Genomic DNA, 14,889 nt, shown 5'->3' with positions numbered 1-14,889 from the left:
AGAATATTTCGGCTCTCTGGAGAATCAGGGGGGAAGATAGAGTTAAATTTTTCTCTAAAATTGTTGCCGCATAGAATGTAATTCTCCTAAGCAAATAAGCCTTTGGGGGATGATCTCGCTACCAATTAATCTTTATACAAGGAGTGTTTCCTAAAATCAATTTTTGAATCAGTTTAGTTTATTTCGGCTTTCTTAAAACCAAAATGTATTATAATTATACAATTCATGGTAAAAGAGTAATAATTTGAAAGCTCGCGCAGAAAACAATACAGGGTATCTTTATGTGATTAAAGCGGGTTCTGAACCTTCTTCTAGCATTTTTGGTGCCTTAGTGATTCATTTACAAAAAGCTGGATTTTTAAATAATTCTGAAAAATCGATTGTTTTCAAACACAATGCAATTTATTTTCGCCATAATTTAAATGAAATTAGTGCTTTTATTTCTGAATTTTTACCGCTTATATTAGATTTTAAAAAGGCAGATGGACCCATTGCATTAGATGAAGAAACTGTTTTTGAAAAAAAATTTATCCATGAAAAAGCGGGTATCGTTTTTGAGCGATGCGAAGAACCCGTAACAGTTAAGCTAAGAAATAAAATTCGCAAAGCAAAGCATGATCTACAAAATATGGATTTTGACAGTTTGTCTGATAATAAAATTACTGAAATTAGCGGTAACTCGGCTTCCTCTGCAAAAGAACATTTACTAAAAAAAATTTCGGAACATCAAGGTGTCTGCATTGGCGAGACCCATTCTGAGGTTTCACATAAAAAATTTTTAGTTACTTCTATGCCTAACCTTGTAGCCTCTGGAATCAAACAATTATTTGTTGAGTTAGGATTTTACGATACTCAAACGGCTTTATATGAACAATTTTTCCAAACAGGCTTATTACCCAAAGCATTATTAGTCGAATTAATTAATCAGGATCTCAGCAATCGCATTATTGCAGGAAAAAATTCCGATGATTTTTTATATAGCTATAGAACTAACCCATACTCCAGTTTAGGTATTATTGTCATGGCGCAAATGCTTGGTATACACGTTATCCCTATCGATAGCACTGAGGCTTATGATGGCATTACTGGCTATGCCAAAAAAAATGAAACTAAATTTTCAAAAAAACGTGCCTTGTCAATGAATCCTACCGCCGCTGAAATTATTTCCCAAAGTCGTGAAAAATATATCGCAGTTGTGGGAGCCAATCATAATGTTAGCATGAAAGAATTGAGAGCTCCTGGCGTTTCGGCGCTGCTTTCAATTCCCAACCTGGATTTAAGGGACATAACGGTGATGGATATTAAAGAGGATCCCTTTATTCGAGCCAGTTTAATTTATAACCTTCATCGAGTTTTAATGGGTAAACCAATCAAACCTTTTGAACCCATCTCAGCGGCGCCACAAAATTATCTAGATTGTTTTAAACTAATCTATTTAACCGAACTAAAACGAGAGATAAAACAATTCTCGACTGAACCTAGGCTAGCCTGGTACCAAAAAAAATTAGAGAAGTTAGATTTTCTAAAAAAAAATGATGATGTTTATCATTTATTTGAGGATATTATGCTCAAATTGGAAGATGAGGTGAATGAATATAAAGAAGCTCCCGCTCAAGCTGCACCGAAAATTTTTCCTTTTTTATTAGAAAAATATTTAGAAGGTGAGGACTTGCGCGGTTCTTCGATAAGAGAAACCAAATTTCCTGAGTCCATTCCACCTTTATTAAACGCACCTGACTATAACAAAACGCATGAAGCGTTTTATTCGTCTCAAGGAGCGGATAATCATGAAGCGATCGAACGCATTAAGCATATTTATGATGATTATGTATCAAAATTTACTGCTGTTCAGCTATCAATGAAGGATAAAAAACAAAAATTTTTAGAAATTGGAGAATTAAAGGTTGAATTTATCGAGCTTATTAAATTTTTTACCAACAACTGGAATCAGGATGATAAAACTCAATTATTTAATTCCATGCAAAAATGGGAAAATCAAAAGCCATTTTTAATTTATCCTCTTGAAAATAGGTTTTATAATTTATTTACCTCAACTAACACCTGGAATGAGGTAAAAGAAATTTTGAAAGGCGAATCGGGACTTCGCTCTTATTTTTACAAATAACCAATAGCTAGGTTTGATTGTTCATTATACATTCAAAATCATTGAGTAGCTTTCGTCGTTAATCATAGCGAATTGCAGTTCCCTGTTCCCCTATCACTTTTATTTCAAAAACTCATTAAAATTTCTTCAAAACCTCCGAGATTTCAAATGAGCATAGTATGAGGAGCGAAATAATCCTCGCATGATTATTCAACTATCCAAAATCTAATAAGCTACTATGTCCGCTTACATGCTTATCAGCATGTAAGTGAACTTGAAATTTCAGCCTCAACTTCCATCATTGATTTTGATTTGTTTACAGAAAAACTTCCTAAGAAAGTTAAAGGTAAAAGACGTGGTTTATTAAGCGCTAAGTAAAGCTCGGACTCGGGATTTGGAACTATTTTTCCTAGATCCTCTTCTCTATTTTTAAGATTTAATACGGCATCAACTATACCCTGAAGTTTTGTACCACTGTTAATCCAGTAGGGGTTCAAACTCTTTTTTCCTTCTTGCAAGCGAGCCATAACTTCCATGATTTTTAATCCCATATTTCCCTGCTTACTTAAGAAAAGTATTGCTTCATTATAGGAAATATCCTCAGGAGGAAGATTAGTTATTTGTGGGACAAAAATAAGTTTTCCTGTTTCTAACCGACTTGCGAATTGTTGTTTGAGCATTTCGTATAGATTATTTAAATGCCCATCAATGAAGGGGAAATGTGCTACCAATTCGTTGAATAGATAAGGTGATGTACTAAAATTAGGGAATGGAGTTTTAGATGCAGAATGGAAGAGTTCATTCAGTGTATTTATTGTCTCAGGTGTAACTGCCTCTTTCCCACCTTTGTTTATTCGGTCAATAATCTCTTCAATGGAAGATAAAAGCCCTAAGTGGGTGAATAATGCAGTAACATTATTGGCTGCATCACGAGCAGACACTTGGTGATCACCGACCTTGATCATAATCGATGGAGATATATCCACCGGTTTATCTGGATTAGCACTCAAATAAGGTTCTACGTCATGAACCATTTCAGTAAATAATGGCATCATTTTTGAAAGGTAAGGATCCTCTTGTAACAACGCAGATAGGATATACTTATAAGATTTAATTTGCTCTGATAATGTTTCTAGGGTCACTGTTTTGGAATGATCCTTAAACTCTTTTAATAGTTGTTTTTTTTGTCCTTTACTTAAGTCTTCATCTTCAAAAAAGTTTAAGAATGTTGTTATGTTAGCTTCAGTAGCTGTTGCAGGTAAAATGAAATGAAAATGTTCATTCTTCTCTTTCTTTGATTTTTTGCCAAAAAGAAATGAGAAGTGTTTGTTATGAGTATAATGAGCAAAATCGTGCATTAATCCTTCGCCAATCGATAAAACTGAGTATTGGCTTAATAGCTTTTTATATTTTTTTTGAAAATTTTCTAATTCAGCTTCAGGGACATAAACGCTAATAAAAGGGCCGCTAATTTTGATTTTCTTAATAAGTGAATTTTCAGGAAATCGTTTTAAAAACATAATTATGTCGTCATGATGAGTTTTGCCCAACCTTACCTCAATTTGACCTTGATTGCAACACATTGGACTTTCTTGAAATCAATGACCCTGTATATTACTTCGCTTCTTTATATATACTAGGTATGTGGTCGAAGAGTGTGTAACATGAAACGAAGAACGAGCGAAATCTATCGTTGGACCAATTTTACTTTATAAATGACATTCTCAAAAAACATTTTCTAGATCGTACCCAAAGATGGTAATCCCCGATCCGAATGATAAAGTGCGTTGTACACTATCATCTCTTCCCTTGTTTCACTATGACGAGCTTGACCAATAACTTCATATAATTTTTGGTTTAACCTTAATCTCCATGACCACGGAGATGTTTCCAATTTCCTGCATTAATCATCCAACAAAAAGTTGTTAACATTAATTTGAAATCAGTCAACTGAATAAATACTATAACGAGTCATCTCTAATTGAGCTTTACCAAGGGAGATGTCAGTTCCTCCTGCATAGCTTTTTTGGCTAACAATACTTTGGTATATTCGAGCGTATCGACTAAGGCTTTATCAAAAGCCTTTTCATTTCCCTTCAATAATAAACTTGTTGCATTAATTTGATCAAACCCATCAATAAATGTGAATTTTTCCCGCACTTGCGGTAATTCTAATACACCTAAAAATTCATTAAAAACGTGACCCCCACTATTGAATAAAAGACTTGACATAAAACACTTTAAAAAATTAGTAAATTTTTCTTGGGTATCAAAGACCTGCTTCTGTTCGTCCTGAAATTTTATCATTAGACGTAATTGGCATAATATTGTTCCTGATATAGAGCAGGAAAACGGATGAACCAACTTAGAAAAATTCAATTCAGGCCATGCAGCTTTTGGATTATAGGTATTTTGGTCCGATGGTTTAATAAAAGTAAATCCCGATTCTGCGTAAGCAATATCATTACGTGGTACTGGCATGGTGGTTTTCATCAAGCCAAAATGATTTGAAAAGAACGGTGATTTTCCAGAAGGAGACGTTGAAGCTGAACTGGATATGATCGGTTTATCCTTAACCACTCGGCCTCTATTCTCTTCTGAGAAAAACCCAGTTCCATATAGATTCACAGGAACTTCAGGATTTCTAGCATGCAACACCCCTATCCAAGATACCCGGAGAATTAATAAGACTTTTTCTTTCTGTTCTGCGGATAATCCCTGATAATTTTCATGATGCTGAACTTTATGGAATGCGTCCATGTATTCCGTAGCAAAACCGTCTGTTTTGGGAGAAATCTTCCCATCGATAAAATCGTTGAATTTATCTCGACTTTCTTGAGGTAACGCATCATAAAGTACATTATTATATTGTAAAATATCTTTCTTGTTCATTTGGTCTAGTGAATTTACTAACGTTTCAAAAGCCAAATGGGTTTCAAAATAACGGCGAGAAGCATCTTCATCGATGTCTTTATCACTGTATGAGATCGTATAATTGCTTGTTAATTGACTCATTTGAAACAATTTTTGGATGTATGTTAAATCACTTGAAGAAACCACGCCTTGAATATAGTATTGTTTCAAAGTGTTGCAACGGAGCGAGTCGTCTTTAAATTTATCCATTAATAACAGTAATGCTTGCCCAAAAGATATGGTGACCATAAAAAAGCTGGAATGAAAATTAATTTACCAATAGTATAAATCTTTTACATTAAGTGAAGATTAAGAGAAAACATGGAATTTTTTAGTTTATTTGAGTAATTATGAAATCACAGTTAGAAACAAGCAGTAACACCTTTTTTGGATTCCGTTCGAAACTGCAAAAAATCGATTTGAAAACTTCTGCAATCGATGAAGTAAAAGTGAGGTTAAATCGAACAAATAAACTATTTGGTAGTTTTGGTGAAACACTGGTTATTTTCCATGAGCCAGGTACTGCATTAGGACAATTTATTGTTAACTTCCAAAATGAATTACTTAACTATTTCACCAAAGCAGTCCAAAATCTAGAGTCCAAACAATTCGTAAGTGAGAAGGAAGAATCCGCGCAGCCCACTTTTTTTGCTCCGATTACTAACCCACATACTACTATCGCTGCATTAAGAGTGATTGATTCATACGATGAAAACAGCTGGAATAATTGCCTTGTGCAATCCTATTTGTATACCAAACTAATGCAATATCCTCCCAAAAATGAAGAAATTGAAATTATTGAACGATGCAAACTTCTGATTTTGGATAACAGGAATTTAGACAACGTCCTTAATGAACTACCTCCAGCTCTTTTAAGGAAAATCTTAAGAATAGAAGACGAAGATACTGATGTTCTTCATTTTATTAAATCCCAAAGCCATAGCTCTTTAATTAATACCACAGCAGAGCAATCAATAGTTAACCAAATTCTTAACAATCCTAGCATTGAGTTGGAAATGGAATCCATTTCATTAAATGCAAACGGAAGCTTAGGAATAAAATGGAAATTAAATGAGCAGATTTTGGATTTGCGAGAATCTCTTATTCAAATAGGTGCAATTGCTAAGCACGGTTCACAGGTACTCACAACAACCATAGGATATTTTCCAAATTGCTCTGAGGATTATCGCAATGAAATAAAACAAGTTCTTCAAAACATAATTTTAAAAGTGGAATCGGGGTATGACTGCACTCCTAAATTTCTTTTAAATTTATATGAGCTGCAATTGGTTCAGTTTTCACGAAATGATTTACATCCTAATTACATTAAAAAAACGTTGTTTCTTGAGCAACAACATATTTCAAATATAATCCAGCAGCAAGAGTTTCCTGGCAACGATTTCCCTAAAAAAGCGTTGCTCTAATAAATGGCCCTTTCTTTTGGGCCAAAAAACTTTATAAGATGCGAACCGCTCCAGGATAAGCAAGACCTACGCTTGCTGAGAAAAATAGAAACTGGGGCTGAAAACTTTTTGAAATCGCATGCCTTCATAGATCATGCAATAAGATTATAAAAATATTATATAACCTAAATACAAATATTCTATTTTTATGTAAATGAGTATTTATGCTAGATTTCACTCTCACTCTTTAAAAGGAAAACAAATGCCTTTTTTCTATAAAAAAAATGCCCAGATCCATGTGACAAATTCCATGGATGAATTGATATCTCATTCATTTCCCCTAGATGAAAAATCAGCGGAAAAAAGTGCTCATTATCAGGCTGTTGCCCCTATTATTTTTTCTTCGCAATACAAGCATTCTCTTTTAACGACAAGAAAAGACATACTCTTAGGGCAAGATTTTATAGATTTCATAGCACATCATAAGTTAACTTCGTTAGACAAGTATAATGGAGTTGATCTCTTGTATCTTTTAGCCTTAAGCCATGATACAGCTTTGCGTGCTGGAGTTTGGAAGTTAGGCTCTCGGTCACATCTAAAAGCCACTGAAATTATCAGTAGCCTATCAAAATTAGACGATCGCTTACCTCTTATGAAAGAAGCTCTGATAGCATGGAAAGAATTGTTTCTAGAAGCCAAATTTGCATTGCAACAAGAAGCAGGGATGTATCCAGATAGCACTCAAACTATGTTGGGTCAGATGAATTTATATGTTTCTACAAAAAACGACACAAATAATGAACGTCATAGAGAATCTCAGAGCGATCAAACAAGATTAGAAATAGAACGTGAGCAATTTCGTTTGTTGGAAAGAGCTTATTACAAAGAAAAGGATAGACATAACCAGCCTACAGAAATCCAATCGTATTACAGCGATGAGGAAGAGGAATATACTATTGCACAACAGCAGCAGTGTTACTACAATTAATCTTTGTAATAAGGAAGGATTTAAAATTCCCTCTAATGACTGCCTCACCCGATATCTAGAGATAGAGAAACTTCGAGTAAGAGTTTAACTAAGAATTCGGAATTTAAATAAGAAGAAATAATCCATGCCATACACTAATAAATGCCCAATCTCTTTCGAACCACTAACCGAAGAAAATACTCTTTTAATAAAAGTTCCTAAGCAGAATAAGGAGGAAAAAGACATTTACTTCTATATTAGGGATGAGGAAACTCTGAGAAAGCTTTCTTCTTGCCCTTTATCAAGGCGAAAAGGCTATTATTATGCACTTAAATTATCAAGTAAAATCCAACTCTCTCACGAAAATGTTACTAGGGAAGATTTAGTAAGCAAGTTGCTGACAAGTAATGACATTAATACTCTTATTGATGATAATGAGGTTCTTGCCAAGATTGATACAGAAAACAAATTCAATTGGCAATTAAGAAGTTTCAAAGGGGACATAACTAATAATCCACTAGGAACTCGGATCCAAGAGCGAGAGCAAACTGTTCCAGCTCTTAGACTTTTGCCTGATCGTCAATTTATAAGTGAATACAAGACAAATTTTTTGAGGCACCCTCCTCCACGACAAAGAACTTTGGATTTCTTTTTTAGGCCTGGTAATATGGCAACCTATTATCAAACACTTAATGAAATAATCAATAATTCGTTAAAAGAAGAGCATGACTTATTATTTCTATTAAATACCTACAGACTTATATCTGAAATTGAGAGTAGCAGAATTAAGATTGCATTCCAAAATGCGGTGTACGTACAATTAACTAGATATATAGCTGGGCTCTTAGTAACTACTAATACTATGTCTCTAATTGTTAATTTACTCGATGAAAGTTTCTCCTCTATTGGTTTAGGAGTATTTAATATTCTGTTTATTAATTCCGCTCAAAACAGCCTGGAGCGTTTATTAAGAAAAAATAAGAAGCCGGATGCGCAGTCGATTTTTCATGCGATTTTTATTGATAGTATGATACAACTCACCAACCCCTTGGGAATTTATGAGATCGGTAAGAAGGCAGTATCTAATGCTCATGAATTTGTAAAATCCAATTTAAGTTTTTTCAGTAATAAATGGCTAAAATCAGACCCAGTACAATATGAATTACCGCCAGACTTAGCAAATGTTTATAGCTATTTAAATAGATAAGATTATGGTGAAAACATTGCTAATGTACTAAGAATAGGTCGAGAGCCCGACCTATGCTTACAACTTCCTGCACAAGATAATGCCGAGGAAGATATCGGAAAGCACAAATTCCTTGAATTGTCTTTATCACTACGATCAATTATCATACAAAATTATAGTTTAACGAAAAACTCATGTCCAAAATACAAAAAATCCTAGTAATTGGCGCCGGTGTCGCCGGCCCTGCTGTATGCTACTGGCTAAAAAAATTTGGCTTCTCACCTACACTAATTGAAAAAAATTCTTCTATGAGAAAAGGTGGTTACGCGATCGACATTCGTGGAATTGCCACGAGTTTAGTTAAAAAGATGGGCATATATGAAGAGATTTATGCTAAACGGACTCAGTTACAAAATGGCTGTTATGTAAATGCCCAGGGCGATATCCTGCATCAAGAAGAAGGGGCAAAGTTTGGTTTTAGAAAAGAAGATGAGGTTGAGCTTGTTCGCGGCGACTTAATTGAGATCTTAATGCAGTTAATTAAAGACATTCCTTGTTATTATGATCGAACTGTAGAGCAAATAGAACAGCAAAAAGATGGTTTAAAAGTTATCTTCAATGGCGGCCTTACTGAACACTACGACTTAGTAATTGGAGCTGATGGCTTACATTCATCCACCCGACGAATGATTTTCTCTAAAGAAGAATATAACTTGGTTCCTCTTGGTTCATATATTAGTGTATGTAGCATACCTAATTATCTTAATTTAAATAAGAGTGAGCTTCTTTTTGAATTGGATCAAAAACTTATCCATATAAGTAACGATCGAACCCCAACTATGGCGCATGTTGGTTTTATGTTTCGTTCTAATCATCAATTAAATGATATTCGCGATGAACAGGAACAGAAAGAATTTCTTCGCACTACCTTTAGGGATCTAGGCTGGGAATCAAATAAAATACTTGACCTTATGGAACAAAGTAATGATTTTTATTTTGATGCGATAATGCAAGTAAAAATGAAGTCGTGGACTAAAGGAAGAGTTGCCCTCCTTGGTGATTCTGGTTATTGCGCCTCACCTTTGTCCGGCCAAGGAACAAGTTTAGCCTTAGTGGGCGCTTATATTTTAGCAGGAGAATTACAAGTAGCTAGAGATAACTATGCTCATGCCTTTGATAAATATAACCAGCTACTACGTCCTTATGTGCAGATGAATCAAGATTTTGGCGTCTGGGTTAGTAATACCTTTCTTTTGCCTGATGAGGTCTCTAAAGAAGCAGTAGAAGAAAGAGCAGCTAAAGCAATGACTGAATTACACAATGCGGCTCATGCTATGGTCCTGCCAGAGTATCAAACAACTTGCTAGATACCAAACGTCATTATCCTTTTAATATTTGTAGATTTCTGTTAGTGAACATTGTTCTTTTTCAATTTCTGTCATATCAGTTAACTTTGTCGCTAATAGATGTTTCGCATCGGGAGTGATGGTTTGTAAAAGAATCAAATCAACTAATTCTCTGGGGATATTTGCTTCACGAGCTGCCCATCTAAAAAAAAGTTGACTGTCGACAAAAGCATCTCGCTCGTGTTTTATTTGCGGCAAAACGAAGGATGAGACGTTAAGTTCATCACCTTTTCTAAAAGCCACCATAGCGTCACCACCTGTCAATATATGAAGTTCAAGAAATTTCTCTACTTCACCGGCGTCCTTAATGATTTGCATTGTTAAATTATGAGTATTAAATAAAAATAAGTTATTATTTATATGGATTAATAAGTGTATTGAATCCGGAAAAACCGCCATCTTTATATTTCGAAGATTAAAATTATTTGGTAGATCAAGGTCACCCCAATTCCATTGTTTTATGCACGATCCAGCTACAGGATCCCATATTTGGAGACCATCGTGGTGTGGATAATAGGTAAGCAGGTACCCATTAGGAAAGACAAGATACTTTCCTCCTAAAAGATATATTTCTCCCTGAGTATCAGGTGCTCCCAATTGAATTTGATTTATTTCTTTTACTTTATTATTTTGGGAATTAATTTCTAGAATTAATAGTGTAAATTCAAATGGATTCGAATTATGAATATGACAGCAATAACGATTTTGTCCCAAAGAGGTTACATTGGTAAATTCTCCCGTATCATAATATCCAAGATTCTTCTTAGGTTGCGTTTTCAGTTCTTCTTGATGTACTGGGATAAACTTATCTTCATGCCAGCCATAAATGAATAAAAAATAGGGGCGCCTATGCTCGACGAAATCAATCACAAAAAAATTATTATTATCTATCAATCCTACCAAATTTCGACTAAAGGGGCATTCTTGGGATGAAATAATACTCAAGTCCTCAGCAGAAATTTTTATGAGTTGTTGGTTTAATTTGATTAAGATAGAGCCATCTTGAAAGATCCCCAATAAGTTAAAGCGATAAAAACAGTCATCAAAATCCTTTTCACAAATTGCTGTCGCCAGATTTGTAGCTAAAAAGATTTTAAGGATTACTTTCTTTTTCTCATAATCCTTAAAGACGTGTAACACTTTTTTGTTGGGGAGATTATAGTATGTTGGAAAGGGAGTCCATTTACCCTGAATTTCAATTTTAGTTGATAATGCGTTAGTCTCTTTTTTAAAAAACATGTTTTTTCTCCAAATGCATCTATTAAATTCATCTATATATGGAATTGATAAACTCTCGATGATGTGAGGTTGTTAGGGCATTTCTTGCGCTATAATTCTTGAGCTGTGACAGCTTTTCAATGACTAAGTTTTCGAAGAATAAATATTAGCGGGCAGATTGTATTTAAATAATCTAATCTGAGAAAGAGTAATTTTAGAAATTAATTTAGTCTAAAATGGAAATAACAGCATTTAGCATCAATAAACATATGCCATTAATTCTTCATGGACATTAAGGGGATGGTACTAGTTACTTGCACATAGAGCGTTGTCTATCTATATTTAAATTAATTTTTGTTTAAAAAATGCTCATCGATTTAAAAAATATATTTCCTGGTTGGTACGAGTTATGGCGCATGAGGAACTTTATAAAGAAATTGTTGAATTAATTAAAAAACAAGATGCTGATAAGCTTCAAGATATTCTAGCAAAAAATAAACATATAAAAGAATTACCCAAGTTAGTTGATGATGAGGGGAATACACTATTCCATCATCTGATAAAGTCAGGAAATCTATCGCTCATGAGAGCAAGCCAAGCTTATGAAAGAGGTTTCGCCGCCAGTTATGCTATAAGAAATAAAGAGGGTAAAATACCCTATCAATGCGCTGCTGATGTTGAAAGCTCCAATTCAGAGAAGCTGCCGCTCGAGTTTTTGGGCCGTCCTGGAGGCAAGCGCATATTTTAAATCAATTTATTGTATATTTAAAAATACAAAATCAGCTTAAACCCGATGACTACAAGGAAGAGGATATTACAGCTATTATTGACGCCCTAAACGAAGGCCATTGTAATGGACTGTCTGCAATTTGGTTAGAGTTATGGCTAAAAAATAAAGAGAATAAATATTATGAATTATTCTCAGACATTGTTTATTGGGATTGTTCCGTTGAACAATTAAGTGAAGGGTTAAAATCAAAATTTGAAGTTGCCATTTCACTAACCAGAATGTATCAAATGGATCGAGAAAAATTGAATCATGAAAAACGACAAGTAGCTAATTCAAAACTGGCCGTAAGAGAGCAGATACTTCGAGAAAAACAGATCTTATCTGATGAGCCATTATCTATTGACGATATCGAATTACCAAAACAATTAATAACAGTGCCTGACTTTTTTAGTCGACATCAAAAGATGTGGCATACTTATGTAGACACATTAAGCGAGGAAAAATTTTATAAAGACCAATTTACCATCAATTCTCTTGCTTTTTTATTGGGTCAATTGGAGAGCCTGGAAAAAGGAATGGCCTTTTACTCTCATAATCATGTAGTTTCAGCTGGAATCAAGAATGGGACTTTATATCTATTTGATTCAAATTATGACAAGCAAACGGGGAAAAAAACCATTCCCAGAGAATTTAATTTAAGAAGTCAAAGCGGACAAATTGAAGCAGCAAAAGAAATTTATAAACAACTTTTTTTTAGAGCGCCTCCAGAAATAAATACTTTTTTTGAGTTTGACAGGGTGAGCATTCTCGATTTAAAAACCCATCCTCAATATACTCATTACCCCAGTGACATTGATATTAAAAATAATGCAAAAGAAGTGCAAGCACATGCATTTTATAAAACAGTTGAAGAAAATAATTTCAATGAAATTGATCCTTTTGAATTTGCACGTTTGAGCAATTACTTTGATTCTGTTTTAAATAAAACCGAATTAGCCAATTTATATGGAAAAACTGTTTTTAAAAAAAATTCAGTCAATCAAATTATTGAAGGAGATTTGGAGTATATATCCCCTTTGAATATATTAATAGAAACTACTAATAATACAAATGCATTAAATAGTTTATTAAGAAATGGCGCAGATCCCCATCTCATAGTGGGAGATAAAAGTGCCCTTGAAAAAGCAAGATATGAAGGAAATGAAATTTTAGAACAATGTATGGAAGAACATATTAAACGAATGTCTGCTCCTACTGAACATAAAAAGCAATTAGAGCTAAAATGCCACATGAATATTATAAAAATACCCGCTAACGAACGGGACCAGAATATTCTCGCTGTCCTCAATGTACTGAATAGCCCTATACTTAACAATAAGGACAACACAACTCCTGATGTAGTGCAAAGTATCAAAGCGATTGTAGAGCAGATTGATTCTCACGACATAGAGCATATTTCTGAAAAAATTAGAGAAATTAAAGGATTAATTAAAGCTCATAATAGAGATAGAGAGGATAATTTTTTTGTTTTGAACATTCTGGATACATTTGAAAACGCTACAAATGATAACTTCAAAAAAATTCGTGAATTACTCTCTTTAGTTCCCGAATTTAAAAAAATTCTGGATGCTCCCCTGGTTGAATCCAGATCTTCTTTGGGATAGTTTAGCAGACTAGAACTGATCAAAAACATATCATGCTTGCATTGTATAAAATCATAGCTGCTGCAACCTCACTTAACCACCGTCAGAGCGTGACGTTACCTGGAAAATTGATGATTCATTGAAAAATATAATAATGTAAATATCAGTTTATTCTTTAGGGCATTCGCTGGGCTTTTCACCCAGCTCACGAAGCTTAATCAAGAGGGATATGATTTAAAATTAACTATACTCAGATTACGGCATTCCAAATTTATCTGGTAACAGGTTAATTTTATGGACTTGAAAAAAGTGAATTTAAATTTACTGGTATATCTTAACACCTTATTAAACGAGCTTTCTGTTTCAAAAGCTGCAGATAAATCTAACCTATGTCAGTCGGCTATGAGTGGCATTTTGAGACAGTTAAGGGATGTCTTCGAGGATCCTTTATTTATTCGGGAAGCACATGGCCTTAAACCCACCCCTAAAGCCTTAGATTTAATGCCCAAGATTAAAACTTTTTTAACTTACGCGGATGACATTTTTTCAAAAGATGAATTTAATCCTAGTACTGAAATAGCCACATTTAATGTGGTCTTAGGAAGTCATGGAGAACTTTTGCTTTTATCTAAATTATCGAGTTATCTGGCGCGATATGCTCCTAATATTACATTAAAAATAGTTTGGATATCAGAGAATTCAAATCTAGATGAATTGTTAGCAACCACAACTGATTTAGCTATTCTGGCAAGTTTTCTACCGCACGGTAAAATGATTAGCAAAGAATTTTTACTTGAAGATGAAATGGCTTGTGCAATGCGCACATCACATCCGCTTGCTGATAAAGAGTTAACTCAAAAAATGCTTATTGAAGCAGACCATGTGAACATACTATTCATTGAAAAAGCACTAAATAATCAATTGGATCCATCTCACATCAAAAGGAATATTAAAATAACAGTACCCAATTTAATTAGTGCTCTTGAAGTTATTCGTGATACAGATTACCTAGCAATTGTACCGCGATGTCTGGCAACATCCTTAAATGAAAAGAAGCATTTTGTAATAAAACCTCTGCCTTTTCCTAAAAAAAAATTTGCCGTACAGATGTTGTATCACCAGCGTTTATGCAATTACAAACCACTCCTATGGCTTATGAAAATCATTAAAGAACAATGCCTCTAATTCAAATTAAATGCACAAACCTAGAATTTCCAAAATATTGTCTTTAAGTTTTTTTAATCAAAAACTTCATACCCGATAAATCTAACCCATTGAAAAACATATTGATATTAAAAATTCTAATATGACATATCAGT

At 34.0% G+C, this 14,889-nt stretch carries 12 protein-coding genes; 8 read left to right on the top strand and 4 right to left on the bottom strand.

Annotated elements, in window-relative coordinates; translation table 11 throughout:
* Positions 1 to 244 precede the first annotated feature (244 nt).
* Positions 245 to 2,125 (top strand): membrane-targeted effector domain-containing toxin, encoded by a 1,881-nt coding sequence (locus tag HBNCFIEN_RS03745; protein ID WP_182392748.1) that lies wholly within the window; start codon positions 245 to 247, stop codon positions 2,123 to 2,125.
* A gap of 236 nt (positions 2,126 to 2,361) precedes the next feature.
* On the opposite strand, the gene HBNCFIEN_RS03740 is transcribed toward HBNCFIEN_RS03745, so the two are convergent.
* The 3 genes from HBNCFIEN_RS03740 to HBNCFIEN_RS03730 form a co-directional block, all read right to left on the bottom strand.
* Positions 2,362 to 3,624, bottom strand: a complete 1,263-nt coding sequence (locus HBNCFIEN_RS03740) for a hypothetical protein (RefSeq protein WP_182392747.1) — start codon at positions 3,622 to 3,624, stop codon at positions 2,362 to 2,364.
* A gap of 218 nt (positions 3,625 to 3,842) precedes the next feature.
* Entirely contained in the window at positions 3,843 to 3,998 is a 156-nt protein-coding gene (locus tag HBNCFIEN_RS03735; protein WP_182392746.1) for a DUF1653 domain-containing protein, read from the bottom strand.
* An 83-nt stretch (positions 3,999 to 4,081) separates the two neighbouring features.
* Positions 4,082 to 5,227: a hypothetical protein gene (locus HBNCFIEN_RS03730; protein WP_182392745.1), complete on the bottom strand. Its 1,146-nt coding sequence runs from the start codon at positions 5,225 to 5,227 to the stop codon at positions 4,082 to 4,084.
* Positions 5,228 to 5,367: 140 nt separating this feature from the next.
* Between HBNCFIEN_RS03730 and HBNCFIEN_RS03725 the strand changes: the two genes are divergently transcribed.
* The 4 genes from HBNCFIEN_RS03725 to HBNCFIEN_RS03710 all read left to right on the top strand — a co-directional run bounded on the left by HBNCFIEN_RS03725 (position 5,368) and on the right by HBNCFIEN_RS03710 (position 9,940).
* Positions 5,368 to 6,441, top strand: a complete 1,074-nt coding sequence (locus HBNCFIEN_RS03725) for a hypothetical protein (RefSeq protein ID WP_182392744.1) — start codon at positions 5,368 to 5,370, stop codon at positions 6,439 to 6,441.
* Positions 6,442 to 6,682: 241 nt separating this feature from the next.
* Positions 6,683 to 7,408 (top strand): hypothetical protein, encoded by a 726-nt coding sequence (locus HBNCFIEN_RS03720; RefSeq protein WP_182392743.1) that lies wholly within the window; start codon positions 6,683 to 6,685, stop codon positions 7,406 to 7,408.
* Between the two features lie 124 nt (positions 7,409 to 7,532).
* Positions 7,533 to 8,594, top strand: a complete 1,062-nt coding sequence (locus HBNCFIEN_RS03715; protein WP_182392742.1) for a hypothetical protein — start codon at positions 7,533 to 7,535, stop codon at positions 8,592 to 8,594.
* Positions 8,595 to 8,767: 173 nt separating this feature from the next.
* The gene (locus tag HBNCFIEN_RS03710) at positions 8,768 to 9,940 is read left to right on the top strand and encodes a tetracycline destructase (RefSeq protein WP_182392741.1); all 1,173 of its coding nucleotides are present in this window, start codon (positions 8,768 to 8,770) and stop codon (positions 9,938 to 9,940) included.
* Positions 9,941 to 9,961: 21 nt separating this feature from the next.
* Here the strand turns inward: HBNCFIEN_RS03710 and HBNCFIEN_RS03705 are convergent, their stop codons facing one another.
* Positions 9,962 to 11,218 (bottom strand): hypothetical protein, encoded by a 1,257-nt coding sequence (locus HBNCFIEN_RS03705; protein WP_182392740.1) that lies wholly within the window; start codon positions 11,216 to 11,218, stop codon positions 9,962 to 9,964.
* Between the two features lie 388 nt (positions 11,219 to 11,606).
* Here HBNCFIEN_RS03705 and HBNCFIEN_RS03700 point away from each other — a divergent pair, with 388 nt between their 5' ends.
* From HBNCFIEN_RS03700 to HBNCFIEN_RS03690, 3 genes are all read left to right on the top strand, one after another.
* Entirely contained in the window at positions 11,607 to 11,945 is a 339-nt protein-coding gene (locus HBNCFIEN_RS03700) for a hypothetical protein (RefSeq protein WP_182392739.1), read from the top strand.
* A gap of 269 nt (positions 11,946 to 12,214) precedes the next feature.
* Complete coding sequence (locus tag HBNCFIEN_RS03695; RefSeq protein WP_182392738.1) at positions 12,215 to 13,591, top strand: hypothetical protein; 1,377 nt, start codon at positions 12,215 to 12,217, stop codon at positions 13,589 to 13,591.
* A 273-nt stretch (positions 13,592 to 13,864) separates the two neighbouring features.
* Positions 13,865 to 14,755: a LysR family transcriptional regulator gene (locus HBNCFIEN_RS03690; protein WP_182392737.1), complete on the top strand. Its 891-nt coding sequence runs from the start codon at positions 13,865 to 13,867 to the stop codon at positions 14,753 to 14,755.
* Positions 14,756 to 14,889: the final 134 nt, after the last annotated feature.

This window comes from Legionella sp. PC997 (genome assembly GCF_014109825.1).
GTDB lineage: Bacteria > Pseudomonadota > Gammaproteobacteria > Legionellales > Legionellaceae > Legionella.
Note: the sequence above shows the minus strand (reverse complement) of the source record. Positions and strands in the feature narration are given on the sequence as shown.

Bases quoted from the DNA above. Each gene is read 5' to 3' on its own strand.
- HBNCFIEN_RS03740 (WP_182392747.1), bottom strand. From the start codon at position 3,624: ATGTTTTTAAAACGATTTCCTGAAAATTCACTTATTAAGAAAATCAAA.
- HBNCFIEN_RS03730 (WP_182392745.1), bottom strand. From the start codon at position 5,227: ATGGATAAATTTAAAGACGACTCGCTCCGTTGCAACACTTTGAAACAA.
- HBNCFIEN_RS03725 (WP_182392744.1), top strand. From the start codon at position 5,368: ATGAAATCACAGTTAGAAACAAGCAGTAACACCTTTTTTGGATTCCGT.
- HBNCFIEN_RS03720 (WP_182392743.1), top strand. From the start codon at position 6,683: ATGCCTTTTTTCTATAAAAAAAATGCCCAGATCCATGTGACAAATTCC.
- HBNCFIEN_RS03715 (WP_182392742.1), top strand. From the start codon at position 7,533: ATGCCATACACTAATAAATGCCCAATCTCTTTCGAACCACTAACCGAA.
- HBNCFIEN_RS03710 (WP_182392741.1), top strand. From the start codon at position 8,768: ATGTCCAAAATACAAAAAATCCTAGTAATTGGCGCCGGTGTCGCCGGC.
- HBNCFIEN_RS03705 (WP_182392740.1), bottom strand. From the start codon at position 11,218: ATGTTTTTTAAAAAAGAGACTAACGCATTATCAACTAAAATTGAAATT.
- HBNCFIEN_RS03700 (WP_182392739.1), top strand. From the start codon at position 11,607: ATGGCGCATGAGGAACTTTATAAAGAAATTGTTGAATTAATTAAAAAA.
- HBNCFIEN_RS03695 (WP_182392738.1), top strand. From the start codon at position 12,215: ATGGATCGAGAAAAATTGAATCATGAAAAACGACAAGTAGCTAATTCA.
- HBNCFIEN_RS03690 (WP_182392737.1), top strand. From the start codon at position 13,865: ATGGACTTGAAAAAAGTGAATTTAAATTTACTGGTATATCTTAACACC.